Below are 26919 nucleotides of genomic sequence, written 5' to 3'. Positions count from 1 at the left end.
TAAATTAATTATTTTCTGTCAAACCAACGTCAGCCAACTCTGGCACCGCAATGCCACGGCGCGCATAAAAGTCTTCGACAAATTCATCAAATGTACCTTCAGATAAGGCGTTTCTCATTCCTTCCATCAAGCGTTGATAATAACGTAAGTTATGGATGGTATTGAGTCGAGCGCCTAGAATTTCATTACACTTATCTAGGTGATGTAAGTACGCTCGAGAGTAATTCTTACAAGTGTGGCAATCACACTCCGCATCTAGTGGACTAGTATCTGTTTTGTGTGCTGCATTGCGGATTTTCACCACGCCACCTGTCACAAACAAGTGACCATTACGAGCGTTACGTGTTGGCATTACACAGTCAAACATGTCAATACCACGACGCACCGCTTCAACCAGATCTTCTGGTTTACCAACGCCCATTAAGTAGCGTGGCTTGTTTTCTGGCATTTTATAGGCACATTGGTCAAGAATATTGATCATGTCTTCTTTTGGCTCACCAACTGATAAACCACCAAGTGCATAACCGTCAAAGCCGATTTCTTCTAAGCCCTTTTGCGACTCAGCACGAAGCTCTGGGTACATACCGCCCTGAATAATACCGAATAGCGCAGAAGGGTTGTCAGCATGTGCATCTTTGGAGCGCTTAGCCCAACGTAAGCTTAGCTCCATCGAGTCTTTTGCTTCTTTTTCTGTCGCTGGATACGGCGTACATTCGTCAAAAATCATGACGATATCTGACCCTAAATCGCGCTGTACTTCCATCGCTTTTTCTGGAGATAACATGATTTTCTCACCATTAACTGGTGACTTGAACAACACACCTTCTTCCGAAATTTTACGCATCGCACCAAGACTAAATACTTGGAAACCACCTGAATCGGTCAAAATCGGTTTATCCCAGTTCATAAAATCATGCAGATCGCCATGCTGCTTGATGATCTCAGTGCCAGGTCTTAGCATCAAATGGAAGGTATTTCCTAAACAGATATGTGCGCCCGTTTCTTTGAGCTCATCAGGGGTCATGCCTTTTACTGTGCCGTAAGTACCAACAGGCATAAATGCAGGCGTTTCTACCACACCACGGTCAAAAATCAAGCGACCTCGGCGAGCCTTACCCTGTTTGCTATCTAATTCAAATTTCATTGTTACCTCTTTGTCGGAAAAACAGTCCAACTTTGACTAAAAAACGTGCTAAGCCAATGCTTAGGGCAGTGATCTTTCGATTCTACCAAGATTACTAGCGCAATTCTAATATTGGGATAAAAAACACAAAGTCCATATCGAGCTTGCAACTTTACAGCCATAAAACGCAAAATGCCCAGCAACACTGGGCATTTTAATAGTTGTATGGCGTAAGTTACTTATCTTGCTTTTGTAAGAACATCGCATCACCGTAACTAAAGAAGCGGTATTTCTGTTCAATGGCGGTTTGGTAGGCCTTCATAATATGCTGTTGCCCAGCAAACGCGCTAACTAACATGATTAGCGTTGATTCTGGTAAGTGAAAGTTAGTCACCATTGCATCTACCACGTTAAAACGGTAGCCCGGATAAATAAAAATATCGGTATCGCCGTAAAGTGGAGCTATTTCGCCACCGTTTGCTTTTGCCGCAGACTCAAGTGAGCGCACCGACGTAGTACCCACCGCGATGACGCGTCCGCCTCTGGCTTTTGCCGCTTTGATTGCCTCCACGACTTCTGCTGAGACCTCGATATATTCTGAGTGCATAACATGCTCTTCCACCGAATCGACTCTCACTGGCTGGAACGTACCTGCCCCCACGTGCAAAGTAACAAAGGCCATCTCAACACCTTTGTCTTTTAGCTTGGCCATCAATTCATCATCAAAGTGCAGTCCAGCGGTAGGTGCGGCGACTGCGCCTGGTTTCTCACCATACACAGTCTGATAACGCTCTTTATCTTCTTCGTCATCCGGTCTGTCGATATAAGGAGGCAAAGGCATATGGCCAATTTTATCTAAAATAGCCAATACATTTTCTTCGCCCTCGAATCTCAGCTCAAATAATTCACCATGGCGCTGAACCATTTCTGCGGTTGCTTGGCCTTCAAGCTCAATCTTAGTACCAGGTTTTGGCGACTTGCTCGCTCTTACGTGAGCAAGCACAGTACGCTCATCTACAACGCGCTCAACCAGTACTTCGAGTTTTCCACCACTGGCTTTTTGACCAAACATACGAGCAGGAATAACTTTAGTGTTATTAAAGATGATTAAGTCTTCTGGATTAATAAGTGCCAAAATATCTCTAAATACTTTGTGTTCTATTTCACCACTATTGCCATTTAAGGTAAGAAGACGACTGCTAGAGCGTTCCTTCATTGGGTGTCTGGCAATCAACTCATCAGGAAGATCAAAACTAAAGTCTGCTACGCGCATGGAAAGGCCTCATTTCTAAAAGTGCGCCAAGTCTAGTGCGGTGTTTTGGCGAAATCAAGTGCTTGTAACCTTGCGTAAATACCTTTAACCTAGCGAGTCTAAAACGGTAATCACCATGTAAAATTTTGTACGGTGTGCACCTTTGTTTAGTACGTTCTTTATTCTTTACGTTTAAACAATAACTTATCGCTATCGGCTATAATTTCCGAGCAAAGTTCGCGTCACTGTTTGATTATTATCAAGCGGCGGTTAAGTACGATTTGCTAACTTTAAGACAAGCCCAATGATTGTGTCGCAGTATCTGGTGAGGTTTTTTTATTGTGTCTAGACAACTAACGTTGCTCATTGTTAACGCCAGTGCTCACGAGCGTCAAACCTTGACTAAAACTCTTAGTGCATTAGATGTCTTTACTATCATTGCCAAGTCCGACTCTCAAGATGCCCTAAGCTTACTGAAGACCCAAGCTGTAGATTTAGTGATCACCGGCTTGGATGTTGGCAAAATTGACGGTTGGCGATTCTCTCGCATGATCCGCTCAGGTCTGCTGGCAACGCCCAAAAACACACCCATTGTGCTTATTCCACCGACTTATTGTGAACGAATAGCCGAAACCACCGCCCGTAGCTACAGTATTGATGCCGTGCTGCCATTTGAGCGTCAAGACATGTTGCCGCAAATTCTGGCCAATGTGTTGTCAACGCATTTAGATAAAAGCAGCCGCCTCAACTTGCTGTTGTTAGAGCCCAACCAACAACGTGCGCAAAAGATATGTGAGCACTTATCGCACAATTTCGTTTGCACACATGTAAGCTCGGCGGCCAGCGCTTTATCACTATTTCTACAAGATCACTACGCCATTGTTTTAATGGACACTACGTCTAACTTGTCAGGTTCCGCAGAAAACTTAGTCGAAAGTATTCTCAAACATCGTCCAAGCCAAGCCATTGTAACCATTATTGACAAACGCGATGCCGACCATGCCGAACAACTATTATTATTAGGTGTTACCGACTTTGTTCGAGCGCCATACGATATGCCGTTTTTAAGCAAGGTATGCGACCATGCGGCGCGGCGAGAAGATTTTATGGTGAGCTATGCTGAGTTTGCGAATAAAGTTGAGCAACTCAGTCGCAGTGAAAGTCGCTATAAAGATTTATTTTCTGCACACCAACGGATCTTACTGCACCTCAGAACTGTGGTCGTCGAATTGGATTTGGAAGGCGCGATCCGCTTTATAAATCCAGCTTGGGAATACCTCTCGGGCTTTGGTATTAAGTCGAGCCTCAATACCCAACTAAGCAATTACATTGCCAAAGACGAACTTGCAACTTTCAACAAAGTCATTCGAGAAATTCAAAGTGGGGTAAGGCAACATGCGCAAGTCGAGTTGCAACTCTGCCATAAAGCTGGACATCTAGTGTGGGTCGAGTGTCGCCTGCAACTTATCAAGAACACCTCAAGTTCAGTCGCAATAACTGCAACACTCGATAACATTCACGAGCGCAAGCAAGCTGAACTACAACTCAGACACTTAGCACTGCATGATACGCTTACCGGCTTACACAACCGCTACTATTTTGACCAGCAATTAAATCAGCTGTGCAATGAAGTAAAGTCTGCAGAAGAGATAGAACACGCGCTAATTTACATCGACTTAGATCACTTTAAGATCATCAATGACAGTAAAGGTCATCAGCAAGGAGATATCGTACTCAAAGAAGTATCTGAGTTGTTTGGCGACAAAATAGGTGAAGAGCACCTCACTTTCCGTATTGGTGGAGACGAATTTGCTGTACTGCTTAAGCACACCAATTTACTCGACGCTCATATGTGCGCTGAAAGCATCTGCATGGCTATCGAAGAACATAAATTTCACTTTGAAGACAATGCATACTCTCTCAGTTGTTCTATCGGATTAACGCAAATTACCAATGAAAATGCGGATCCCAGCGAGTGCTTAAAACAAGCAGACATAGCCCTTTATATTGCCAAAAATCTCGGCCGCAACTTGGTTCATTGTTATAACAAAGAAGATGAACAAAACCAGACACTGCAAACCGGTTTAGAATGGGGCCATAGTGTTAGGCAAGCGCTTCAGAACGACAGCATAGAACTCCACTATCAACCGATCTGGGATTTCAAAAAACAACAAATAGCCTATTACGAAGCACTGCTTAGATTAAAGATCAACGGTGAGACTATTTACCCAAATCAGTTTATTCCTGCATTAGAGCTACTTAATGATACATTTTTGATGGATCAATGCGTGATCAGAACAGCCATTAAAGCACTGGCGGAACACGAGATCCTGAGCCAAGTGGCGATTAACTTATCCGCTCATTCATTTTTAGATGAACGACTGCAGCCACACATTCAAGCCTGCTTAAAAGAGCATCAAGTTTCAGCTAATCGCGTTATTTTTGAGATCACTGAATCTGCCAGTATTAACAATCTTAACGCAACCCAGACGATGATCAAAAACCTGAACGATCTTGGCTGTCATTTCGCTATTGATGATTTCGGGACAGGCTTCAGCACTTTTAGCTACCTAAAACAGCTACCCGCACAGCATGTTAAGATAGATGGTTCCTTTGTTCGAGACATGCTCAACGACCCAATTGACCTGGCGCTGGTCAAAGCTGTAAACGATATTAGTCACTCATTAGATAAGTGTTCAGTTGCCGAATATGTTGAAAACAAAGAAATATTTCAACAACTTAAAGAAATAGGTGTGGACTATGGACAGGGTTACTTTATCTCCAGACCGCTCCCTATTGAGCAACTAGCGAGCAGTGCAAAAACTATTTTATCTCTAAAAACAGCGTAGTAACATTTTTATACTAAAGGTTACTTTTACTTCTTGCAAAGTCCACTATAATTAAAGAAACCAGTTTAAAATGTCACCAAATTTTAAGGTAACACCTTAATTTTATAGACATTCAAAGGATTGAGTTACATCTTGCTATGGACTTCAAGGGGTAAATTATGCTGTCATTATCACTGTTTTTACTACTTACAAACTTGCTCATCGCGTATCAATGTTACCGCTATGCCAACACTAAAGGATATCCGGTAAAATTGTTCACAGGGCTTGGTTTGCTACCCTACTTTAATCTAGTGGTTTGGGTTTACTTACTCTTTTTACCAAATTTAACTACTGCAAAAAATATAGAGCAGGCTTAATACAAGCAAGTGTAGTTCCTTTACTAGCGTAAGTTCCTTTATAAATAAAACAGCATGTAATCATGCTGTTTTGTCCCAAGCTTAGGTTAACTAAAAGCGATAGCTAGTTACTGTCTCGGCTAGCTCCTTAGCCGTTTTCTCACCTTTAACACATTGCTGCACCAAGGATTTTGGATAAACAAATACCTGTTTATTGTTTGGATTACTAAGCTCACTGTAAATAAAACTTACATGCTCATTTCTAGGTAAACTTCTTAAACCTGCACCATAGTCACATAAACTTCGGGCTAAGCTGGTTACTAGCATTTTTTCAAACGCCTGCTGCTTTTCTGCTTTCTCTTTCGCTCGTTTGACCCGAGAAGCTTCAAGACTTGCTTTCAGCTTATCCTTAAGGTCTTTTAATTCCGAATCCTTAAGTGAAAGCTTTTCTATGCGTTTCTCAACTTCTCTCAATGACTCCGTAAATTCTTTTACTTGATCATCACTTTCGTGCCTTTTCGCAAACTCCAGCTCCGCTTTTTGGCGTTCAAGTTCCCTCAATTGAATTCTATTCTCTCTTTCTTGCTCTACGGCTTCGCGGACCTTCTCGGCTCCTGCTCTCACTTTCTCAGCTGCATCCGAATAAGCTTGAGAAAAAGCTTCAGCTATCGGCTGTGAAATCTCAATCTCCGCGATGTCCATATCAAATTCCGGTAGTTCAAACTCCCCTATTGCAGCCACATCATCGAGATTATCGATATGAGAGATCCACTCTAAACGGTGCCGGCGTTTTAATGCCAGTTCAAACACAACTCCCTGATCTTTTAAATAATAGCCAGAAACACTACGAACTTGATCTTGTGTATCATGCTGTAGTGCACTCATTAATACCCGCTCAAAAATAGTAACCTCACGCTTTAGCGCTTCATCAACAACTTGGGCCTGAGCAAAGCTTGTAGCAATGGCTGCGACAGCGCCAAAACAAAGTGGAATTAACTTCATGGTTTACCTCGATACTGTGCTAAATTTTGTGTCGGTGTTTGCTCTACTTGCTCTGCCAATTCATTCAATTGCAGCCTAAGTAGGGCTTGATCTTGCGCTCTTTGTGCTTGGATCAGATCAACGAGATTATTCATTGCCAAACTGCGCTCTTTACGATTTTGTTCAACCACTTGTGTTGCTAACTTGGCAAGCGTAGCTTGATCTATTGGCTTAGTCTCATCAAGTTTTGCGAGCATGGCCTGCATAGCGCTTTGCTGCTGTGCCAGTTGTGTTTGTTGAACACTCAACTGTTGATGCAAGCCTAAATTCTGTAGCCAAAGCCCTGATACACCAAGCCCGACAACCAGCCAAGCTGCAACGGCAGCCACTGGCCAAGCGCGAGTTTGATGCTGCAAAGTGAGTTGTGAGGGAGGCGCTTGCTCTTCAAAGCTAGCAGCACGTTGTTGCCAAGTAGTGGCAGCACTCATCATTTCTCGATATTCACTATCTGCCTGAAGTTCAGCCAACTCTGCCTCAGAAAGCACTTTACCATCTAACCACTGCTCAAATAAGTGTGCTAATTTAGCCATGATTTTGCACCTCTAGTTGCCCTTTCATCTTACCTAACGCACTGTATAGCCTAGCCTTTACCGTATTACTTGATAACTCAAGCTGCAGCGCAATTTCATCAAAGGTGTAATGCTGGAAAAACTTTAGCTCCACGACAATGCGCTGCTCAAATGGTAGTTGTTTCAGCGCGATATATATCTCTTCATTACTTTGTTGTTGCGCTATTTTGCTGTCTGGTCCGTGTTGCGGCATCTCAGGTTCTTTACCTTCAATCGATTCAAACTTATGTTTTCGCATGTGATCCACAATCCTTGCATGGGTGATTTTAAATACCCAAGTCGAGAACTTGGCATCGCCATTAAAGGTATGCAGATTTCGATACATACTTAAAAATACATCTTGAGCAATATCTAGCGCGTCTTGCGGATTACCAACCAGCCTCAAACATTGGTTATACACACGGCTATGATGCTGGGCGCAAAGCTTTGACCATGCCCCTTGATTACCTTGCAGTGCTCTTTTTATTAATTGTTTTTCGCTATTAAAAAACACGCAGTTCACTCATCCAATATACTCACTAACTGTTAATCGTAGCGGGCGCAAAAAAAGTTGTTCAGACGGGAAAATTTTTTGAAAAAAAAGCACCGTTAAGGTGCTTCTTTCGTCATCACTACTGCGACTGACATTGGCCACTGATGTAGCCACCAACAAAGTCGCTAAACAGTCTAAAATCTCTGATCCGCCCCGTGGTACGACGCCAAATCAAGCCAATCTCACGATATGCATGATCTTGTGGTGGCATAGCCACTAAAGGTTTACCTTCCAAAATCCCCGCATTAATCGCCATTTGAGGTAAAAACGTTACGCCATTTTTATATTCCACCATACTTAATAAAGTATGTAGGTTTGCCGCCTCAAATGGATTAATGCACGCGCTACGGTTTAAGTGGCAAGCGCTAAGAGCATGTCCCGTCATACAGTGCTCTTTTTCGAGTAAAAATACACTTTGCTCAGGTAACAGGTTAAAGTCCTCTATCGGCTCCGGTACGCTGTACTCAGCGTGGCGAACCAAGCTAAAGTGATCTTTTGCAAGCACTTGAGTATGGAACTTATCGGTTCTATATGGCAGCGCCAACATGGCCATATCAATATGACCATGCTCTAACTTATCCAGTAAGTTATCACTGGTATCTTCAACCAGTACCAAATTAAGCGCTGCAAACTCCTTTTTGCACGCCTGATAAAGTGGCGCAGCAATAAAACTCGCAATGGTGGGAATGATCCCTAACGTCAACTTGCCTGATAACGGATTTTTATAGCTTTTAGTTAGCTCTTTAACGCTCATGGTGTCGTCGATAATTTTCCGCGCTCGTTCAACCACTTCCTCACCAATATCGGTAAACATTAGGCTGCGATTTTCGCGTTCAATTAGCTGACATCCTAATGTCTCTTCAAGGTTTTGTATCGCGCTACTTAGCGTCGATTGACCAATAAAGCATGCTTCCGCTGCACGACCAAAATGTTGGTGCTGATGCACCGCAAGAAGGTATTGTAGTTGTTTGATACTAGGTAAATTCGTCACAAGCTTTACTCTTAATTTTCAACAGCACAAATAAAAAGACCCCAACACCAAAGGTGTTGAGATCTTTTCAAGCTAAAAGTCTGTCTTTTTGAAAAGTGTGGTTTATTTTTATACGCCGAACACTAATCTCAAAATATAGAATATAACAATAGCAAGGGCAGCACCAACTGGCAATGTAATTACCCAAGAAACTACGATGTTACGGATAACACCCATGTTTAATGCCGCAATACCACGTGCCATACCCACACCCAATACCGCACCAACTAAGGTTTGAGTTGTAGAGATTGGTAAGCCTGTGCCTGATGCAATTACTACTGTTGAAGCAGCAGCAAGTTCAGCTGCGAAACCACGGCTAGGAGTAAGATGCGTGATGCCTTCACCGATAGTCTTGATAACTTTCTTACCAAGGATCGCAAGACCCGCAACAATACCTAAACCACCTAGTGGTAGGATCCACCAAGCAAGGGCCGCTTTCTTAGCAATTTCACCATCGTTTTCAACAATGTTTACCACTGCAGCTAATGGACCAATTGCGTTAGCAACGTCATTCGAACCATGCGCGAATGCCATACAACATGCCGTTAGTACCATAAGGATAGCGAATACTTTTTCAACATTATTGAACTGCATTTGCTTGTCTGCATTGGGATCCATCTTCAGCTTAGAAATCGCAATCTTACCGATAATAGCAATGATAATAGCGATACCGATAGCAAGCGCAAAACCTTCGAATGTGCCAAGCTTGATACCAATATGCTTAAGACCTTTTTTGATTGTAACCAAAGACATAACAAAGCCCGCTAGACCCATGTAAATAGGCACAAAGCGTTTGGCATTTTCTAGTGGCTTATTGGTATCAAATATGAGCTTTTGGGCACTCATAAAGATGAGATAAGCAATAAAGCCAGAGATGGCCGGGGTGACAATCCAGCTCCCAACTATGCCTGCAACTTTACCCCATTGAATTGCTTCGCTGCCTACAGCAACTAGCGCAAAACCAATGATTGCACCAATAATTGAGTGCGTCGTAGATACCGGCCAACCTAACATTGAGGCCATCAATAACCAGCTACCCGCAGCAAAAAGTGCAGAGATCATTCCCAGTATCATCAGTTCAGGAATATCAATGAAAGGGGTTGAATCTATAATCCCTTTTCGGATCGTTGATGTTACCTCACCACCAGCAAGATAAGCACCAGCGAATTCGAAGATCATAGCAATGATAATTGCTTGTTTGATGGTAAGTGCTTTTGAACCTACCGAAGTACCCATAGCATTCGCAACATCGTTTGCGCCAATACCATAAGCCATAAAGAAACCAACTGCTGCGGCAATTAAAACCAATACTGTGCCGTAGGATGCAATGATATCCATAAGAAACCTTACTTTATTTTAAAAGATCGATTTTTATTAACGAGCTAACATCAGCTCAAGACGTGAACCAACGCGCTCTGCGATATCTGCAAGCCCACCGACCCATTCGATGATCTTGTATAAGAACATCGCATCAATTGGGTTAAGCTCGCTTTCAACAGCGCGTAACTCTCGACGAATTTTAATTTGCATATCGTCGGTATCTTGCTCGATGGCATCAAGCTCAACTAGCATTTTTTCAACTAAAGTGACTTCACGGCCTCTAAAGCCTGTCTCAAGCAGTTCATCAAACTCATTAATCGCTTCTGATGCTTGTTTAGTTGCGTCCACACAACGAGTGACGTAAGCAAGAAAATCTTTTTGAATGGATTCAGGGATGACCATTTCACGACCGATAACGCGACCTGCGATATCTTTCGCTTTGTTGGCTATCTTATCTTGGTGGGTGATAAGTTCCAGTAAGTCAGTCCGTTCTACTGGCATGAATAAACCACGAGGCAAATGTAAGCGTACTTCACGCTTTAGTTCATCTGCTTCACGCTCTAGGTTGCGGATTTCAATGCGAATTGCATCCGCTTCTGTCCACTCCCCTTTGAAGACATGGTTAAAAAATGGGATCAAAGCCGCACTGGCTTGATGGACTATTTTTATATGCTCTTCAATTGGCTTAATAGGAGATTTAGCAAATACTCCTAAAAACGCGTTACTAGGCATAACTGACCCTTAAATCATATTTGTATGCATGTGCAAAGTGTAATTTTACAGCATTGAGCGCTGTTGTGAACGGTTTTATTGCAAGTTTAGATGAACTTACTATGAAATTGCGCGCCGAAAGCGCGCAACTAATTGATAAGCATCACAAGGTTTTTGCGATATCTTCTTGAGATGTATGACGAATATCTTTGCCATTTACGAAATAAATCACATATTCCGCAATATTTTGACAACGATCGCCGATACGCTCTAATGAGCGTACAGACCAAATTAAATCCATAATTTTTGGAATAGAACGCGGGTCTTCCATCATATAGGTCATAATTTGACGCGTTACAGCTTCGTATTCACGGTCCACTTTGGCATCCGCTTTGTGCACTTCAAAGGCCTTTTGCGCGTCCATCCGGGCAAACGCATCGAGCACATCATGCAGCATTTGTGATACTTGTCGACCCATATTGTCAATATTCACCAATAGATCTTGCTGATCTTTGGTAAACGAATCCAAGGCAACTTTGGCAATACGCTCCGCTTCGTCTCCGATACGCTCAAGATCTGCAATCGTTTTAGCGATGGCAACAACCAAACGCAAGTCACTGGCTGCAGGCTGTCTTTTGGCGATGATACGTGTACATTCTTCGTCAATATTCACTTCCATCGCATTGACTTTGTAGTCGTTCTGACTGACCTTTTTCGCTTTTTCAGCATCATTGTGATTAACCGCATCAAGCGCAGTGTTTAATTGCTGCTCTACCAGTCCACCCATACTGAGTACGTGATTTCTCACGTTTTCTAGCTCTTCATTAAAGCGGCCAGAAATGTGCTTATTAATATTGTGTTCCATTATATTCTCCTCGCAAGCTCGCCTTAACCGTAACGACCTGTAATATAGTCTTCTGTTTTCTTCTTAGACGGCGTGGTGAATAAGGTATTGGTATCTGCATACTCAATTAACTCACCCATATACATAAACGCAGTTTGATCAGATACACGCGCAGCTTGTTGCATGTTATGTGTAACGATAACTACAGTATACTTGTTTTTCAGGTCGTTAATGAGTTCTTCGATAACCAATGTTGAAATTGGATCGAGTGCTGATGTTGGTTCATCAAGTAACAACACTTCTGGTTCAATCGCGATAGAGCGAGCAATCACCAAACGCTGCTGCTGACCACCAGATAAACCAAATGCACTGTCATGAAGTCGGTCTTTCACTTCATCCCAAAGTGCGGCGCCACGGAGTGACTTTTCAACCACTTCGTCTAACTTGCGCTTATCTTTGATCCCTTGCAGACGTAGACCATAAACCACATTCTCATAAATAGATTTAGGGAAAGGGTTTGGTCTTTGGAATACCATGCCTACGTTACGGCGCAGTGCCGCAACATCTACGCTCTTGTCATAAATGTTCTGTCCTTGAAGGTTGATTTCCCCTTCAATACGACAGCTATCAACAAGGTCGTTCATACGGTTAATACAACGCAATAACGTTGACTTACCACAACCTGATGGACCGATAAACGCGGTTACCTGCCCTTTTGGGATCAACATATTGACGTTACTAAGGGCTTGTTTATCACCATAGTAAAGATCTAGGTTTTTGATCTCTAGTGCGGTGAGTTCTGGACTTAAGTTTGCTAAATCAAGCTTGTTATTGCCGTTTGCTTGATTGACTTCTGGCGCTACTGTAATCATGTTTTTACCTATTAAAAATCTTTACTATTAATGCTCTAACGATCTGAATTTTTCGCGTAAGTGGTTACGAATACCAATTGCTGTGATATTCAGTGCAATAATCACTGTAACCAGTAGGAACGCGGTTGCATAAACCAAAGGTCTAGCAGCTTCAACATTCGGGCTTTGGAAGCCAACATCATAAATATGGAATCCTAAGTGCATAAACTTACGATCCAAGTGAATATAGGGGAAGTTTCCGTCTAGCGGTAGGGTTGGTGCCATTTTTACTACACCAACCAGCATCAGAGGGGCCACCTCGCCCGCGGCACGCGCAACAGCAAGAATAAGACCCGTCATAATTGCCGGACTTGCCATTGGAACAATGATCCGCCATAGGGTTTCTGCTTGAGTCGCACCAAGCGCAAGTGAACCATGACGCACTGAGCTTGGGATCCGAGACAGACCTTCTTCCGTGGATACAATAACCACAGGCAAAGTAAGGATAGCAAGTGTAAGTGCAGACCAAATCACACCCGGTGTACCAAATACAGGACTTGGCGCAGCCTCAGGGTAGAAAAGTTCATCAATTGACCCACCTAGCATATAAACGAAGAATCCTAAGCCAAACACCCCATATACAATGGATGGAACACCTGCAAGGTTGATCACCGCGATGCGGATCATCTTGGTCACGGCATTCTTTGCTGCATACTCATGAAGATAAATTGCCGCAATAACGCCGAATGGTGTCACGATCACCGCCATCAGCATAACCATAAATACCGTACCAAAGATTGCAGGGAATACCCCACCTTCGGTGTTTGCTTCACGCGGGTCATCACTCACAAACTTGCTGATTTGCACCAGGTAGTGACCCACCTTGGCAAAAAAGCCCATGTCATTTGGAAACCAAACGTCCAACACTTGATACAGAGGTAAAGTCACTTCTTCACCACGCATATCACGGACCACAACTTGGTCACGCTTGGCCTGTTTTCTTAGCTCAAATAAACGCTTTTCGAAGACTTTGTAATCTTCGCGTAACTCAGCACGGCGTGCATTTAACTCTGCTAACTTTTCCTCTGTCAGGTCATTATCAAGCTGATACGACTTTTCTTTTAAACGTAGACGTTCAAGCTCATAGTTAATGTGCCCGATTTCGCTATTTTGTAGATCAAGCGCTTCGTCATTAAGGTCAACGGCGCGTTCAACAAGCTCATGTAGCCTTTCAATCGGCTGCTCAGTGACTACTTTACCGTCTTCTAAAACGCGGGCAACATAGCCATAGAAATTACCATTTTTACTACGTTCAAATACCGCTAATTCCGCTGGCGTAGACTGGCTTTTGATATCCGTTGATAATACCCAACGGAAATCAAGTTCTACATATTCACGGTTACCCGTTTTAACGAGCAAACGCTCGATTTGTTCGCTGTTGTAACCTGAAAGATCGAATCCAGCCGCTTCAAGGCGAGATTTTGGTACCATCTCGCGGTCGTATATTTCACCAATAACGGTTTGCTTAGCCACTGAACCGTCAAGATGCATCTCAACAACTTGAGACGGCCAAAAGAAGCTCAGTCCTTTCCACGCGATCATCGCAAGTAGTCCAATTACTGAAATCAAACTAATACTGACCGCGCCACCTGTCATCCAGATCCACGGAGAACCTGACTTAAACCACTGTTTTACCATGTCATGTCACTCCAATTACATTGAGCTGTACTTTTCACGCAGCTGCTGGCGAACAAACTCAGCAACGGTGTTAAATACAAAAGTAAAAATAAACAATACAAAGGCAGCTAGGAACAGAATGCGATAGTGAGAGCTGCCAACTTCAGACTCCGGCATTTCCACCGCAATGTTTGCAGCAAGCGTACGCATACCCTGGAAGATACTCCAGTCCATGATTGGCGTGTTACCAGTTGCCATTAATACAATCATGGTTTCCCCTACAGCGCGGCCAAGACCCATCATTACCGCAGAGAAGATACCTGGACTTGCTGTTAGTAATACTACACGAACCAAAGTCTGCCACTGCGTGGCACCGAGTGCTAATGAGCCATTAGAAAGATGCTTAGGTACGCTAAATACCGCGTCTTCTGCAATAGAAAAGATTGTAGGAATAACCGCAAAGCCCATCGCGATCCCCACCACTAGCGAGTTACGCTGGTCGAATGTTAGACCTAACTCATTGGTTAGATACTGACGCACATTACCGCCAAACAGCCAAGACTCAATACCAGCGCTCATGGCGAATGAAATCCAGCCTACAATGAGTACAACAGGGATCAGTAAGATTGAATGCCAGCCTTCAGGCACAACGTGTCTTACTTTTGCAGGTAGCTTAGTCCAGCCAAATGCCGTTGCTATCATCGCGATTGGCAATAACACCAATAAAGCAACCACAGCGGGTAGATGCGTTTCAATTAAAGGCGCTAGCCAAAGACCCGCCAAGAAGCCCAAGATAACCGTTGGTAGTGCTTCCATTATCTCGACCGTTGGTTTCACCACGCGGCGTAATTCACTCGACATGAAATAGGCGGTGTAGATTGCTGACGCTAATGCAATAGGAACAGCAAACAACATGGCATAAAGCGCCGCTTTTATGGTACCGAATGAAATAGGCACTAATGAGAATTTCGACTCAAAGTCATCACTCGCAGAGGTTGACTGCCAAGTATAAGCAGGCTCAGGATACCCTTCGTACCATACCTCTTGCCACAAAGCAGACCAAGTTACTTCTGGGTGTTCATTGTGTAGTTCTACCACCGTTAACGTATCATCGGCGAGTAACAAAGCCGCATTAGCTCGAGGTGCTACCGCAAACTTTTGCACAGCTTTATCTGTAATTTTACCTTGCCATAAGTGTGCTTCACTGGTGGTGTAATATAGACCTAATTGACCATTTTCGTTGGTCGTGAAGAAAGTACGGCGATAATATTCACTAAATAGTTTGACCTGTTTGCTCTTTGGTGTCTCAAAAGAGCGGATTTTAGCAAACTGGCGTCCATCATCGGTATTGACTTCAAACCACTGTGAAACCTCACCGTTGTCGTTAGCAAGCATTAATGAATTGGCGCCCGCTAGCAGATTCATATCGACCAAATTGGCATTTTCTTCGTTTGCTGCAAGCAATTGGAATAACTCAACTTCAGAAGCATAGCGAGAATCAAAGACGTAAACCTGATTTGCTGAGCGAACAAATGTGCGCGATGTGTCTGGAGAAATAAGTAACTCATCAACACGACCATCAATATCTAGCTCGGTACGCTCAACTGCCCACTCAACCTCTCCAGTAAACATGTTTTCTTCTGCAACAAAGGAGGCAAAAATCACACGTTTATCCGCAGTCTGTGCAACAACAGCAGTTTTATCTTCGAAGTGACTAAAGGCGAATTTACGAATTGCTTGCCCTTGTTCATCAACTATCAGTTGCTTCGCATTAAGTGGATAACTTAAGCGAGGGGTTAAAACACGTTGATTTCCCGGAAAGCTTACCGTAAACATCGGCTTCACGAGTTGTACCTGACCGTTATCCAGACCAAATGCATATTGCCCTAAGAAAGGCGCACTTTCTGCAAATGCTGTGACATTACCGTCAAGTTCAACATCCAATGTATCTAGTAATTTACCGGCGCTTTCACCTTTGATCTGGTAATAATCTACCGAACCTCTGCTGCCGAGTAAGTACGCAATTTCCGTTTGTTCTTCTACCCCTACACCTAAATATGTTTTGTCTTGTGTAAGCTGAATATCCATACGCTTTTCAACCTTTGCTGATTCAAAGATTGGTTGAACGACATATAGTAAATAGAAGAAGATAAGTAAAAGTGCGACTAATACCATTACTCCACCAGAAGTAATGCCAAATTGTGCAAACCTGTCTTTAAAGAGACGGCTTCTATCCGTTTTAAAGGATGGCTTTTGCGGATTTGAAGTCATCAATATACCCTTTGGTTTAAAAATTGGGGGCATTATATTTCATCAAGATGACAGTTGTGTTACACCTGAGACACAATTGAACTTTCTTCAATTGGCATTTACCCTCAAATTCATTATAAGAATAATGGAACTAATCGGCTCAAAAAACGCTCTGATTGTTAGCCTAGAGTAAATACATAAATTTCGTTGCATTTCTTTACATTAAGTGTTTCTGAGCACTGGACAAAGTAAGTTTTTAGACTAGTCTAAATCATGCGCCGAATTCGTTTTTTCGCCTACGGGCGCCACAAAAAAAGAGACATGATATGAAGCAGTTAATATTAACACTTATAGGTAAGGACCGACCGGGTCTCGTTGAGGAAATCTCTTCCACTATTCTTTCCCACCATGGCAATTGGTTAACCAGTAATTTAAGCCACCTTGCTGGACAATTCGCAGGCATAGTGCAGGTTGAGGTTGCTGAAGAACATTTGCAAGAAATACAAGATGCATTGCATAAATTGCCAGGTTTAGACGTGAGAGTTGAATCAGGCGAAAACTTGCCAGCGCAAGAAGAGCCAGACACATTAAATTTAATCATTACAGGCAACGATAGACCGGGAATTGTGCAAGAACTTGCTACGGTTATTCGCCACAAAGGTGCAAACATCACGCACCTAACTTCAAAACAACGTAGTGCTCCAAACTGGGGACTACCTATTTTCAGCGCTTTTGCAACCGTGACTTTACCTGCCGGCACGGTCAAAGAAAACGTAATTGAAGCACTCGAGTCAATCACCAGTGATTTGATCGTGGACATAGAAGAAAGCTAAAACCTACACTATACTCATGATGGTTGAATGACAAACACGACAGGCGCGTTGTGTTTGTCATAATTATGTCACACACCCTGCTTAAGCTGTAAAAATAAGCTGTACCTATGGAAAGAACCATGCAGGCCGTATCTCCAGAGCATAAAACTATCACGTACTTTGCCAAAGAATTAAGCTGGCTTTCTTTTAACGAACGCGTTTTACAAGAAGCCAAAGACCCAACCAACCCGATCATCGAGCGGATCCGCTTTCTTGGTATATTTTCCAATAATTTAGACGAGTTTTTCCAAGTTCGTGTTGCAGATGTAAAGCGCCGTATCTTATTAAATAATCTGCCTGATACCAATTTCGATGAAGATGAAGTGCTACTCGCCGACATTCAAAAGAAAGTGTTGGAACTGGGTAAGAAGTTTAGTGTTATTTATGATCAGATCCTCATCGATTTAAATGAGCATCATATCCATATTAAGCAACCTGATGCGCTGTCTGACTTCCACAAGAATTGGTTGGCTAACTACTTTAAAGACCAAGTGCTACCTCACCTATTACCAATGATGATTAACGAAAGTAAGGACTATTCGGACAACATCAATGACACCATGACCCACCTATTTGTGGAGTTAAATGGAGAAAAACAGCATCACGCCTTTTTGGAAGTCCCGACTGACCGTCTGAACCGTTTTGTCCAGCTGCCACCAGAAAAAACCCGAAGGCATAAAACGATTGTGTTGCTTGATGACGTTATTCGATTTTTTATTGCCGATGTGTTTAAAAGTTTTTTCAAGTTTGAGCGCATTGAAGCCTATTCGATGAAGCTCACTCGAGACGCTGAGTACAACTTAGATGATGAGCTAGAAGAAGGCGTGTTAGATACGATGTCTAAAGGCCTGAAACAGCGTTTATATGCCGAGCCTGTACGTTTAGTCTACGAAGAATCTATGCCTGAAGAAATGCTCAAGCTGATGAAAAAGCGCTTAGGGGTGACAGGTCAAGATGCCATGATCCCAGGCGGTAGATATCGCAATTTCAGAGATTTTATTTCTTTTCCAAATGTTGGCCGCGGCTATCTAGAAAACAAGCCATTACCGCCGCTTAAAAGTGCAGCCTTTTCAAAATATAGCAGCGTCTTTCGCGCAATTTCAGTTCAAGATATCTTACTGTACTACCCCTACCATACCTTCAATCACATGCTGGAATATATCCGCCAAGCGGCGTTTGACCCCAGAGTGACGCAAATCAAGGTCAACATTTATCGTGTGGCAAAGCAATCTCGATTGATAGGCTCATTGATCAATGCAGCAAAAAATGGCAAAAAAGTCACCGTGATGGTTGAATTGAAAGCCCGCTTCGATGAGCAAAATAATATTGAATGGGCAAAACTCATGAGTGAATACGGTATTAAGGTCATGATTGGCATACCGGCGCTTAAGGTCCATAGTAAACTTTGTGTGGTTCACCGTAGAGAAAAAGGCAAAATCGTCAAATATGCACACATAGGTACGGGTAACTTCCACGAAAAAACTGCTCGGATTTATACTGATTTCAGTCTATTTACCAAACACCCCGATATTACGGAAGAATGCGATAGCGTGTTTCGCTTTATCGAGAGTAGTTACCTGCCGTTTAAATTCGAACACCTGATGATTTCCCCCATCAATGCACGCAGTAGAATTGTAGAGTTGATCGATGAAGAGATAACTCATGCAGAGCAAGGGAGAACAGGAAAAGTAACAATTAAGATCAACAACTTAGTTGATAAGCAGCTCGTTGATAAGCTTTACGAAGCATCGCGAAAAGGCGTCAAGATCCGCCTCATTGTGCGGGGTATGTGTGCCCTTGTACCGGGCCTTGCACAGTTTAGCGATAATATAAAAATCATTAGTATCGTCGATCGTTTCTTAGAACACCCGCGAGTGATGATTTTCGACAACAACGGCGACCCCAAGGTCTATATTTCTTCAGCTGACTGGATGACCCGTAACCTTGACCACCGTGTTGAAGTCGGCACACCTATTTATGCCGAGCATTTGAAGAAACTAATTATCGATATCATTGAACTGCAGTTTAAAGATCGCACCAAAGCCAGAGTTATTGACGCCGAACAGAAGAATCTGTACGTTCGCCGAGGTAACCGTAAAAAAATTCGCTCTCAGATTGCGATTTATGACCATTTAAAAAAATGGGAGTTACACCAATTAAATGAAGCGAAAGAATAACCGTTGAGGAAGAATATATGCGCGACTACCCTTCTATTGCCGCAGTGGACTTAGGTTCAAATAGTTTTCACCTTGTTGTAGCAAGAGAAGTAGATGGTCGCCTTCAACTCCTCCATAAAGAAAAACAACGTGTATACTTGGCCGCAGGCCTTGATGATGATTTCAATTTAAGTGACGACGCAATAGCCCGAGCATTAGATACACTCTCACAATTTGCGACGACACTACATGATTTTCCGAAAGAATCCGTGCAAGTAGTGGCAACCTATACACTGCGAAATTGCAAAAACCTTAATTATTTTCTCGCTAAGGCAAAACAAGTTTTTCCATACCCAATCAATGTGATTTCAGGTCAAGAAGAAGCTCGGCTTATTTACCAAGGGGTCGCCAACCATGAACATGACAGTCATAACCGTTTGGTTATCGACATCGGTGGTGGCAGCACAGAGTTGGTTATTGGTCAGCACCTAACACACAAACTGTTAAGTAGTCGCAATGTAGGCTGCGTGACCATGCAAAAAGCCTACTTTGCTGATGGTAAGCTATCTGCAAAGCGATTTAAAAAAGCAGAAATAAAAGCAGAGCAACAAATTGAGAGTGTTACCGCGAGCTACTTAAGGCTCGGCTGGAATAGCGTTATCGGTACTTCCGGTACTATTAAGGCGATTGCGGCCATGGTTCACGAGCTCACTCAAGCCGATGAAATTACCCTGCCTATTTTGGAGCAAATTAAGCAGTTATTTATTGATGCTGGACACATAGACAACGTCTCCTTAAAAGCACTACCTGAGGAGCGAAAAAGCAGTATTGCTGGCGGCCTTGCTGTATTGATAGCACTGTTTAGACAATTAGGACTTGAGCGCATGCGCCTTAGTGAATATGCATTGCGAGAAGGCTTATTGTTTGAAATGCATCAAACCGACGAGTTTGATATTCGTACCCGCACAATTAACACGTTCAGCGATCACTATAATATTGATAAGCAGCACGCCGAAAATATTTGTGAAACCATAAAGCTTTTTAGCACTCAACTAAAGGCGCAATGGCAACTATCCTCTTATGATGTCGAAATGTTATGTTGGGCAGCAAAACTCCACGAAGTTGGGCTTGCCATTAACTCTTCCGGCATGCATAAACACGGTGCATATATTGTCAGACACAGTCAACTTCCGGGCTTTACTCAAGCCCAGCAATTAAGGCTAAGTGCACTTGTACGCTTTTATCGAAAAAAAATAAAAATGCCAGAGTTAACAGAGTTAATCGACGAAGAACTAACCCACTTTAACCGTATTTTGGCAGTGTTTCGTCTCAGCGTTTTAGTGAACCAAAAACGCCAGCAAGACCAACTCCCAGAGCTAAGCATCACAGCCGTTGATAACGCCTTAATACTTCACATTGCAGCTGAGTGGATCGAATCACATTCACTGTTTCAAGCAGATTTAGAGCAAGAACAACACTATTTAAAAACAATAGGTATTCAATTTAACCTGAGCTTTGGATAAGTATTACCAATAGCTAGCATTAGCGCTTAGATGGGCAGCTAGAAAGGCGCTAATTATCCGCAACTCCTATTACTTACCTTTTCATATTGTCAGGTGAGAACTACTGTTCATCACCTGCCACAATAGAGAGGATCTCATCTGCGTAGGCTCGACTAGAAAGCGCCATATCATAGAGATAATTGGTCGGTGTTGCTGGTCGAATAGCTTGTAAAATAAGCTCAGCCTCGCGCCAGTCATTGCGCTCAATTTCGAATGCTAAACGTAGCGCTCCACCAAGCAATCCTTGATAACTCAGTAACGCGCTGGAAAGCGAATCATCGAGAGAAAATTCCGCAGCAATCACAGAAAGATCAACATCAAGGATCACATCTAGGATAGACATGAGACCAAGTAAATAGCCGGTTTCTGCCATTTCTTCGCCCCCTGGCATCAAAAATGTTTCCACAAACTTGGCACGAGTTAACCCCATTCTTGTCAGCTCACTGGGCTTATCTGAACCCAATTCGCTCAACGCGAGTACTTTAACAAACTGCCTAATTGCGTCTTCACCTAAATACACAACGGCCTGAGAAATAGACTTGATTTCTAATCTGTCTTCACCGGCTTTCGCGTTCGCCAGTTTTAGCAATCGTGCGGTTAAACTCAGATCTTTGCTTACTCTAGTTTGTATTTCTTTAAAGCATAAAGACTTTCTGGCTGTTGCTTGTAGCAGCTGAAAGACCACCATTTTCGATGGTTCCACGTTGCCATGGTTGAGCATTTCAGGCTTGGCGAAAAAGAAACCTTGGAAAAAATCAGCTCCAGAGGATTTGATGATCTCGAACTCTTCTTTTGTTTCAATACGCTCAACAATAACCTTAATATCGGGATACTGACGCTTGAGCTTTTTTACCGTCATATTGGTTTTTATAATTGGCTGCTCAACCTCAATTTTGACGAACTCCATGAGTGGTAACAGCGGATCCCACTTTGACGTGCCGTCGTAGTCATCTAGCGCAAACCGGTAGCCTTTCTCTGTTAACTTAGTCACTGTATTCACCAGTGAAGGAATATTTTTAGAGCGCTCAACGATTTCCACCACAATCTTTTGTGGCGCTAATAAGCTAGGTAATTCTTGCAGCAAGGATTCGTCGGATAGGTTGATAAAGGCAAGCTGTCCCGCAGCCAAACGGTCTACACCGATAAACATTAGGGAGTTAAAAAACATTCGCCCAGTCGCTTGCCCATCGCTCACCCCTACTGGGAAAGCATTGTTGTCTGAGTCTCTGTAAAGCAACTCATAGGCAAAGACTTCTTGATCTGGCCGCAAAATGGCCTGTCGTGCAATATACTGCACCGCTGATTTACGTACTTCAGTCACCGGACCACTCATTAACATTCGTATCCTTTATTAGGTAAAAGGAAACCACGTATCTCGGAGCGTATAATATGGTAACGCCCCGAGCAATAAAAAAGTTTCGCTATTTTACAACACTTATAACCAAAAGTTACCAACTTATTAAACTAAGTCCTTATAAAGAGTAGGCTTTTAATTCACAGAACGCCAGCGGCTTGCCTGTCTAAGAAAAGTTAAGCTAAGATGAGTGCATGAAGCAAGTTTTGATCGTCTGGTTATTCGCCTTTGCCGGTTTGACTAAGGCAGAACAAGTCCCCTACTTAAAGTACAGTTTAAGTGGCTCGGGAAGCTTTTACCCTTATTTTACTCACAGCGAAGATGCGCCTGGGATCCTACCTGAAATGGTAGAAGCCATTTTGGTTAAGGCAAAGATCAGAGGCGAAAATCTGCTTCTCCCAGCAAAGCGCACTAACTTTTATTTAGAGAAGCAGCAAATTGATTTTGATATCATCAGTCCAGATTGGCTGAACGAGCAGCAAAAGCAAGACGATAGATTTATCTATTCAGACCCCATTCTACCTATTAAAGAGTACGTTGTTACTCGTCAGTCTCAACCGCCAGTACTAACCCTAGCGGGTATTGAAGTTGGGACAGTGAGAGGCTACTACTACCATGATGACCACATATTCGAGCGGGTTGATTTCGCATCCGAAAAGGAACTACTGCAGGCCCTAAACTTACGCCGAATTGAACATATTATCATTGGTGATTTGCCCGCATTATATTGGTCAGAACAACTAGGTATTGCTTTTAGCTTCAACCAACTACATTCAGAAGGAATGTTGCAGCTACGCCTGTTAGCTAAGCATCAAGGATTACTTAAGCGGATAAATCAGGCTATCGCACAACTTAAAGACACTGGTGAAATCGAAAAAATAGAACAGCAGTATATTTCACAACTACCTATACACGCAAAAGGTGGCAGATAACCTCTGCTCTGGACATAGATCAAGTTATACGCATAAATTCTTCCCATAAATTGAGCATCAATTGACGCATTTGGTATAATGGCGCTTTTACAGCTTGGGAAATCATTATGACTATCGCTGCCGCGCTTGCTGAGCGCAGTAACAATCAATGTGAGCTATGTACCTCAACGGATGGTCTCGAAGTATACGAAGTACCACCAGTCGCCGAGGCGCATTCTGACAAATGTGTTTATCTTTGTAGCCAGTGCAAACCACAGGTTGAAGGTCAACAGGATTTAGAAGCCAACCATTGGCACTGTTTAAACGATAGTATGTGGAGCCAAGTTCCTGCCGTTCAGGTTGTTGCCTACCGTATGCTTAAACGCCTCGCGCCAGATAATGGTTGGGCTCAAGATGCATTAGACATGCAGTATCTAGAAGATGAGACTCGAGCATGGGCTGATCAAGCACTTGCAGAGGATGACGACCTTGTCCACTTAGACAGTAACGGGGTGAAGCTGAGTGCTGGTGACACTGTAACCTTGATTAAAGACTTGGATGTTAAAGGTAGTAGCCTAGTTGCAAAACGCGGCACTGCGGTACGTAACATTCGTCTTTCGCCTTCAAACCCAGAGCATATTGAAGGCCGTGTAGAGGGTCAAAACATCGTTATTTTAACGAAGTTTGTTAAGAAATAACTAGCGCTAGCTAACACCCCCCAAGATAAACTGCTAAGTATCTTCAATACCTTATCGACTAGGGCCTGTTGATCTTTGCTGTTTGATTTTTGTTCTCCTGAGTGTGTTTTGGTCGCGACGCTCGACTTGCCGCCTAGTAATCTAGGCAAAAGTTGAGCAACAATGAACAAAGCGCACTCAGGTGAACCCAAAGGGCAGCGCTTGATTAGCATTTCTACTGTGTTCTCGCCTGACTCACATAGAATAACTATGCTACGCAGGCTCTGCCTTGTACAAATACCAATCAAACTGCTGCAAAAACAAACTTGAAAGGTAAACAGGCCCTAGATAGCTTAGCAGTTTATTTTTACTATTCTTCTACTAATTGAATGCTGCGATAAAACGCACCATCATCCTCGGCCAATAACGAAACCAGCTCGGGCAGCACTTGATCCATGGTTTTCTTTAAGGTCCAAGGCGGATTGATCACCATCATTCCAGAAGCCGTCATGCCTCGTTCTTGGGTATCTGCGCGGGTGGCAAGTTCAAACACTTGAATATTACGCACTCCAGATTCAATCAGGCTAGACTCCATGGCATCAATGCGTTCACGGTCAACAACGGGATACCAGATCATATACACGCCGGAATCAAACTTTTTGTGCGCTTTTATGATGCTTTTAACCGCAACATCATAATCGGATTTGATCTCATAAGGAGGATCCATCAGCACGCAGGCTCTACGTGAAGCTGGTGGCACCAATCCTAATAGCCCTTTAAAACCATCACTCCCTGTGACTCGTAGTGACTTTTTATGTGCCGTATTTTGCTGTAACAGCTCTAGATCTTTTGGGTGTAATTCAAAAAACCAGCCGTTATCCTGACGACGTAAGAAATGCTCCGCCACCTTAGGAGAGCCGGGATAATGACTTAATTTATCGCCTTCGTTAAAAGACTTGATTAGTGCCACATAATCGCTAATTGCCGACACGGATCCAGAATAATTCCACAGCTTAGCGATGCCTTGCAGATACTCCTGAGTTTTTTGTGCATCACTGCTCGCCAGCTCAAAAAAACCAGCGCCAGAGTGCGTATCCACGTAATCGTACGGCTTATCTTTTTTAGCCATGTATGACAGAGATTCTGCCAATACTAAATGTTTGATCACATCGGCAGGGTTTCCTGCATGAAAAGAATGTCGGTAACTGAGCATAACCCCGCCTTGATAAAAATAATAACAACACAGGTGAAATAAACCTGAGCTAAATTTGAGCAATGATTCATCAATTTTTAACTTTAGACTGAATCACTTCTGAACAAAATATTCCAATATCGGCATTATCTCTTAAAAGTTGAGAAAAATCAGCAGAAAGTCGCGTAAACACTAGCATCCTTAGCCGCTTTGTTTTACATTTGCATGACAAATCACAGTCATATGAGCGCATTAATGAATAACCAAGATCTCCAAAAACTCGACCAGTTGATTGACCAACTTTTGAGCCAAAATAACCAGTTAAAATCGGAAGTTTCGGCACTAAAAGAACAAAATCAAAAACTCATCGATGAAAATGAAACCCTACAGCTTGAAATGCTAGAAAGCGAAGAAAAGCAAAAAGAATTTAGTTCATCTTTATCTGGCCTACTTGATAAGTTGCAAACACAACAGGCTAGCTAATGTCTGAGCAGAATAACCAAGTAACAGTGACGTTACTTGGCAAGTCACATCAATTTGCATGTGCGCCAGATCAAGAAGAAGCGCTGCATAACGCCGTAGCGCTTTTAGACCGACGTGTAGAAGAAATGCGTAAACGCTCAACCGTTCGCAATGATCACAATGCGTTATTACTCGCAGCCCTACATCTTTGTCATGATTTACAAGCATTGGAAGCAAAGCAACAGCAAGACACAGAATTCGTTTCCACGCTCATCGACAAGTTAGTGCTGCCAGCAGGCGAATAATGCCGACATACTGGAGCAAACCTATCTTACGCAGCATCTCTCTTATTTGGGCTATCACTCTATTGGCGGCAAGTTTTAAAAGCACCGCCACCAATGCTAACCAGTTCCATAAAGTCAATGACGCGGTTTATTTTATCCAAGGAAAAGATAGCGCTTTACAGCCCAATCAAGCTTTAGTTATTGGCAAACAGTGTGCACTGTTAGCATCCATACATGGCGATCTTGTCGCCACAGAAGCCTTTATCCACGAATTAGAAAAGCGCCTCACCGTTCCGCTTTGTTACGTAATCTCTTTGCATGCCGATATCAAACAAGACACCAGCATAGTGCTACTCAAGCATGCTTATCCAAATTTACAATGGCTAAGTCCAACGGCAACATCAGCCAACGCATTGACGACAGCCTTTCACTCACAGCTTGAGCTTTTTAACCAAAGCGTCATGCTTAGTGAAAATCGTATCGCGCTTCTTGAGCCAAGTGAACGGCCAAAGTGGCAAGCCAAACTTGCACTAGCAAAAAATAGGATTGCAACGTGGTCCAAGCTCGCCACACAAGCGCCATCGAGTAAAGCCATTGATAACGCGCCTAAAACCGTGGAGCTCGGAGATTTGGTGGTTGAGCTTACTCAAGTCACGGGCTTTAGCGGTCATGACATCAGTGTTTATCTGCCAAAATATCAAGGCTTGATAGCAGGTTATAGCGTGGATCAGATCCCACTTGCGCATTTACCACATACTACACAGTGGCAACAAGCGATTACTCACTTTAATCGCTATGCACTCGATTGGATATTACCAGCAACAGGAAAACCCTATCGTCCAGAAATGCTGACCACTCCAGCACAATTTTTGGCTTTATTAGAGTTACAAGACACTCAGCAAGCAATTGAAAAAATAAGTATTTTATATCCAGATAAGCACATGCAGCAACGCGCGTTATTGCAGTGGCAGCACTTTCAACAGCAAAGAAATTTTGAATAAAACTTAACCTCTCGGTATAGTTAAAGGATGAACAGAGTATTAATACAGCTGAGCGGGTTAATAT

General features: G+C 43.0%; 25 protein-coding genes. 10 read left to right on the top strand and 15 right to left on the bottom strand.

Going from position 1 to position 26919, the window contains the following annotated elements; genetic code table 11:
- Positions 1–4: 4 nt before the first annotated feature.
- Entirely contained in the window at positions 5–1144 is a 1140-nt protein-coding gene (tgt, locus tag NH462_RS13355) for a tRNA guanosine(34) transglycosylase Tgt (RefSeq protein WP_010374167.1), read from the bottom strand.
- 214 nt (positions 1145–1358) lie between these two features.
- Entirely contained in the window at positions 1359–2396 is a 1038-nt protein-coding gene (gene queA, locus NH462_RS13350; protein ID WP_010607167.1) for a tRNA preQ1(34) S-adenosylmethionine ribosyltransferase-isomerase QueA, read from the bottom strand.
- A gap of 320 nt (positions 2397–2716) precedes the next feature.
- On the opposite strand from queA, the gene NH462_RS13345 reads away from it, so the two are divergent.
- Both NH462_RS13345 and NH462_RS13340 read left to right on the top strand, forming a co-directional pair.
- Positions 2717–5224 (top strand): EAL domain-containing protein, encoded by a 2508-nt coding sequence (locus tag NH462_RS13345; RefSeq protein WP_010374172.1) that lies wholly within the window; start codon positions 2717–2719, stop codon positions 5222–5224.
- Between the two features lie 158 nt (positions 5225–5382).
- Positions 5383–5580 (top strand): hypothetical protein, encoded by a 198-nt coding sequence (locus tag NH462_RS13340; RefSeq protein WP_010374175.1) that lies wholly within the window; start codon positions 5383–5385, stop codon positions 5578–5580.
- A gap of 90 nt (positions 5581–5670) precedes the next feature.
- Here the strand turns inward: NH462_RS13340 and NH462_RS13335 are convergent, their stop codons facing one another.
- The 10 genes from NH462_RS13335 to NH462_RS13290 all read right to left on the bottom strand — a co-directional run bounded on the left by NH462_RS13335 (position 5671) and on the right by NH462_RS13290 (position 16405).
- The gene (locus tag NH462_RS13335; protein ID WP_253106020.1) at positions 5671–6561 is read right to left on the bottom strand and encodes a hypothetical protein; all 891 of its coding nucleotides are present in this window, start codon (positions 6559–6561) and stop codon (positions 5671–5673) included.
- The gene (locus tag NH462_RS13330) at positions 6558–7130 is read right to left on the bottom strand and encodes a hypothetical protein (RefSeq protein WP_010374179.1); all 573 of its coding nucleotides are present in this window, start codon (positions 7128–7130) and stop codon (positions 6558–6560) included. Before NH462_RS13330 ends, NH462_RS13335 begins: the two co-directional genes overlap by 4 nt.
- Entirely contained in the window at positions 7123–7662 is a 540-nt protein-coding gene (locus NH462_RS13325) for an RNA polymerase sigma factor (protein ID WP_010374182.1), read from the bottom strand. Before NH462_RS13325 ends, NH462_RS13330 begins: the two co-directional genes overlap by 8 nt.
- Positions 7663–7780: 118 nt before the next feature.
- Positions 7781–8692 carry a hydrogen peroxide-inducible genes activator gene (locus NH462_RS13320; protein ID WP_010374185.1) on the bottom strand — a complete coding sequence of 304 codons (912 nt, stop codon included), beginning with the start codon at positions 8690–8692 and terminating at the stop codon, positions 7781–7783.
- 108 nt (positions 8693–8800) lie between these two features.
- Positions 8801–10069 (bottom strand): inorganic phosphate transporter, encoded by a 1269-nt coding sequence (locus NH462_RS13315; RefSeq protein WP_017218447.1) that lies wholly within the window; start codon positions 10067–10069, stop codon positions 8801–8803.
- 36 nt (positions 10070–10105) lie between these two features.
- On the bottom strand, positions 10106–10783 hold the full coding sequence (locus tag NH462_RS13310; protein WP_010607159.1) for a TIGR00153 family protein: 678 nt from the start codon (positions 10781–10783) through the stop codon (positions 10106–10108).
- Between the two features lie 142 nt (positions 10784–10925).
- Complete coding sequence (phoU, locus tag NH462_RS13305; RefSeq protein WP_010607158.1) at positions 10926–11627, bottom strand: phosphate signaling complex protein PhoU; 702 nt, start codon at positions 11625–11627, stop codon at positions 10926–10928.
- A 23-nt stretch (positions 11628–11650) separates the two neighbouring features.
- The gene (gene pstB, locus NH462_RS13300) at positions 11651–12478 is read right to left on the bottom strand and encodes a phosphate ABC transporter ATP-binding protein PstB (protein ID WP_010607157.1); all 828 of its coding nucleotides are present in this window, start codon (positions 12476–12478) and stop codon (positions 11651–11653) included.
- Between the two features lie 27 nt (positions 12479–12505).
- Positions 12506–14155, bottom strand: a complete 1650-nt coding sequence (gene pstA, locus NH462_RS13295; protein ID WP_017218446.1) for a phosphate ABC transporter permease PstA — start codon at positions 14153–14155, stop codon at positions 12506–12508.
- Positions 14156–14170: 15 nt separating this feature from the next.
- Complete coding sequence (locus NH462_RS13290; protein ID WP_010374197.1) at positions 14171–16405, bottom strand: ABC transporter permease subunit; 2235 nt, start codon at positions 16403–16405, stop codon at positions 14171–14173.
- Positions 16406–16710: 305 nt separating this feature from the next.
- On the opposite strand from NH462_RS13290, the gene NH462_RS13285 reads away from it, so the two are divergent.
- The 3 genes from NH462_RS13285 to NH462_RS13275 all read left to right on the top strand — a co-directional run bounded on the left by NH462_RS13285 (position 16711) and on the right by NH462_RS13275 (position 20935).
- Complete coding sequence (locus tag NH462_RS13285) at positions 16711–17217, top strand: ACT domain-containing protein (RefSeq protein ID WP_017218444.1); 507 nt, start codon at positions 16711–16713, stop codon at positions 17215–17217.
- A 119-nt stretch (positions 17218–17336) separates the two neighbouring features.
- The gene (ppk1, locus tag NH462_RS13280) at positions 17337–19433 is read left to right on the top strand and encodes a polyphosphate kinase 1 (RefSeq protein WP_010374201.1); all 2097 of its coding nucleotides are present in this window, start codon (positions 17337–17339) and stop codon (positions 19431–19433) included.
- Positions 19434–19450: 17 nt separating this feature from the next.
- A complete protein-coding gene (locus NH462_RS13275) occupies positions 19451–20935 on the top strand; it encodes an exopolyphosphatase (protein ID WP_253106018.1) in 1485 nt (494 codons plus the stop codon).
- A gap of 100 nt (positions 20936–21035) precedes the next feature.
- Here NH462_RS13275 and NH462_RS13270 read toward each other — a convergent pair whose 3' ends face one another.
- Complete coding sequence (locus NH462_RS13270; protein WP_010374204.1) at positions 21036–22313, bottom strand: HDOD domain-containing protein; 1278 nt, start codon at positions 22311–22313, stop codon at positions 21036–21038.
- A 209-nt stretch (positions 22314–22522) separates the two neighbouring features.
- Here NH462_RS13270 and NH462_RS13265 point away from each other — a divergent pair, with 209 nt between their 5' ends.
- Positions 22523–23260 (top strand): transporter substrate-binding domain-containing protein, encoded by a 738-nt coding sequence (locus tag NH462_RS13265; RefSeq protein WP_253106015.1) that lies wholly within the window; start codon positions 22523–22525, stop codon positions 23258–23260.
- Between the two features lie 107 nt (positions 23261–23367).
- The gene (locus tag NH462_RS13260; RefSeq protein WP_253106013.1) at positions 23368–23937 is read left to right on the top strand and encodes an alkylphosphonate utilization protein; all 570 of its coding nucleotides are present in this window, start codon (positions 23368–23370) and stop codon (positions 23935–23937) included.
- Here the strand turns inward: NH462_RS13260 and NH462_RS23030 are convergent.
- On the bottom strand, positions 23898–24149 hold the full coding sequence (locus tag NH462_RS23030) for a hypothetical protein (protein ID WP_081629150.1): 252 nt from the start codon (positions 24147–24149) through the stop codon (positions 23898–23900). The two genes, NH462_RS13260 and NH462_RS23030, sit on opposite strands and share 40 nt — an antisense overlap.
- Positions 24150–24286: 137 nt before the next feature.
- Entirely contained in the window at positions 24287–25129 is an 843-nt protein-coding gene (gene rlmJ, locus NH462_RS13255; RefSeq protein WP_010374209.1) for a 23S rRNA (adenine(2030)-N(6))-methyltransferase RlmJ, read from the bottom strand.
- A gap of 234 nt (positions 25130–25363) precedes the next feature.
- On the opposite strand from rlmJ, the gene NH462_RS13250 reads away from it, so the two are divergent.
- The 3 genes from NH462_RS13250 to NH462_RS13240 are packed head-to-tail and all read left to right on the top strand — an operon-like array spanning position 25364 to position 26855.
- Positions 25364–25591, top strand: coding sequence for a hypothetical protein (locus NH462_RS13250; protein WP_010374211.1), 228 nt, complete (start codon positions 25364–25366; stop codon positions 25589–25591).
- Complete coding sequence (locus NH462_RS13245) at positions 25591–25875, top strand: cell division protein ZapA (RefSeq protein ID WP_010374213.1); 285 nt, start codon at positions 25591–25593, stop codon at positions 25873–25875. Before NH462_RS13250 ends, NH462_RS13245 begins: the two co-directional genes overlap by 1 nt.
- Positions 25875–26855, top strand: a complete 981-nt coding sequence (locus NH462_RS13240; protein ID WP_253106011.1) for a hypothetical protein — start codon at positions 25875–25877, stop codon at positions 26853–26855. Before NH462_RS13245 ends, NH462_RS13240 begins: the two co-directional genes overlap by 1 nt.
- Positions 26856–26919 lie beyond the last annotated feature (64 nt).

The organism is Pseudoalteromonas sp. OANN1 (assembly GCF_024124685.1).
GTDB lineage: Bacteria > Pseudomonadota > Gammaproteobacteria > Enterobacterales > Alteromonadaceae > Pseudoalteromonas > Pseudoalteromonas piscicida.
Note: the sequence above shows the minus strand (reverse complement) of the source record. Positions and strands in the feature narration are given on the sequence as shown.

What these genes read in the sequence shown, in the direction of transcription:
- tgt (WP_010374167.1), bottom strand. Translation starts at nt 1,144, where the DNA reads ATGAAATTTGAATTAGATAGCAAACAGGGTAAGGCTCGCCGAGGTCGC.
- queA (WP_010607167.1), bottom strand. Translation starts at nt 2,396, where the DNA reads ATGCGCGTAGCAGACTTTAGTTTTGATCTTCCTGATGAGTTGATTGCC.
- NH462_RS13340 (WP_010374175.1), top strand. Translation starts at nt 5,383, where the DNA reads ATGCTGTCATTATCACTGTTTTTACTACTTACAAACTTGCTCATCGCG.
- NH462_RS13335 (WP_253106020.1), bottom strand. Translation starts at nt 6,561, where the DNA reads ATGAAGTTAATTCCACTTTGTTTTGGCGCTGTCGCAGCCATTGCTACA.
- NH462_RS13330 (WP_010374179.1), bottom strand. Translation starts at nt 7,130, where the DNA reads ATGGCTAAATTAGCACACTTATTTGAGCAGTGGTTAGATGGTAAAGTG.
- NH462_RS13315 (WP_017218447.1), bottom strand. Translation starts at nt 10,069, where the DNA reads ATGGATATCATTGCATCCTACGGCACAGTATTGGTTTTAATTGCCGCA.
- NH462_RS13310 (WP_010607159.1), bottom strand. Translation starts at nt 10,783, where the DNA reads ATGCCTAGTAACGCGTTTTTAGGAGTATTTGCTAAATCTCCTATTAAG.
- phoU (WP_010607158.1), bottom strand. Translation starts at nt 11,627, where the DNA reads ATGGAACACAATATTAATAAGCACATTTCTGGCCGCTTTAATGAAGAG.
- pstB (WP_010607157.1), bottom strand. Translation starts at nt 12,478, where the DNA reads ATGATTACAGTAGCGCCAGAAGTCAATCAAGCAAACGGCAATAACAAG.
- pstA (WP_017218446.1), bottom strand. Translation starts at nt 14,155, where the DNA reads ATGGTAAAACAGTGGTTTAAGTCAGGTTCTCCGTGGATCTGGATGACA.
- NH462_RS13290 (WP_010374197.1), bottom strand. Translation starts at nt 16,405, where the DNA reads ATGACTTCAAATCCGCAAAAGCCATCCTTTAAAACGGATAGAAGCCGT.
- NH462_RS13285 (WP_017218444.1), top strand. Translation starts at nt 16,711, where the DNA reads ATGAAGCAGTTAATATTAACACTTATAGGTAAGGACCGACCGGGTCTC.
- ppk1 (WP_010374201.1), top strand. Translation starts at nt 17,337, where the DNA reads ATGCAGGCCGTATCTCCAGAGCATAAAACTATCACGTACTTTGCCAAA.
- NH462_RS13275 (WP_253106018.1), top strand. Translation starts at nt 19,451, where the DNA reads ATGCGCGACTACCCTTCTATTGCCGCAGTGGACTTAGGTTCAAATAGT.
- NH462_RS13270 (WP_010374204.1), bottom strand. Translation starts at nt 22,313, where the DNA reads ATGTTAATGAGTGGTCCGGTGACTGAAGTACGTAAATCAGCGGTGCAG.
- NH462_RS13265 (WP_253106015.1), top strand. Translation starts at nt 22,523, where the DNA reads ATGAAGCAAGTTTTGATCGTCTGGTTATTCGCCTTTGCCGGTTTGACT.
- NH462_RS13260 (WP_253106013.1), top strand. Translation starts at nt 23,368, where the DNA reads ATGACTATCGCTGCCGCGCTTGCTGAGCGCAGTAACAATCAATGTGAG.
- NH462_RS23030 (WP_081629150.1), bottom strand. Translation starts at nt 24,149, where the DNA reads ATGCTAATCAAGCGCTGCCCTTTGGGTTCACCTGAGTGCGCTTTGTTC.
- rlmJ (WP_010374209.1), bottom strand. Translation starts at nt 25,129, where the DNA reads ATGCTCAGTTACCGACATTCTTTTCATGCAGGAAACCCTGCCGATGTG.
- NH462_RS13250 (WP_010374211.1), top strand. Translation starts at nt 25,364, where the DNA reads ATGAATAACCAAGATCTCCAAAAACTCGACCAGTTGATTGACCAACTT.
- NH462_RS13245 (WP_010374213.1), top strand. Translation starts at nt 25,591, where the DNA reads ATGTCTGAGCAGAATAACCAAGTAACAGTGACGTTACTTGGCAAGTCA.
- NH462_RS13240 (WP_253106011.1), top strand. Translation starts at nt 25,875, where the DNA reads ATGCCGACATACTGGAGCAAACCTATCTTACGCAGCATCTCTCTTATT.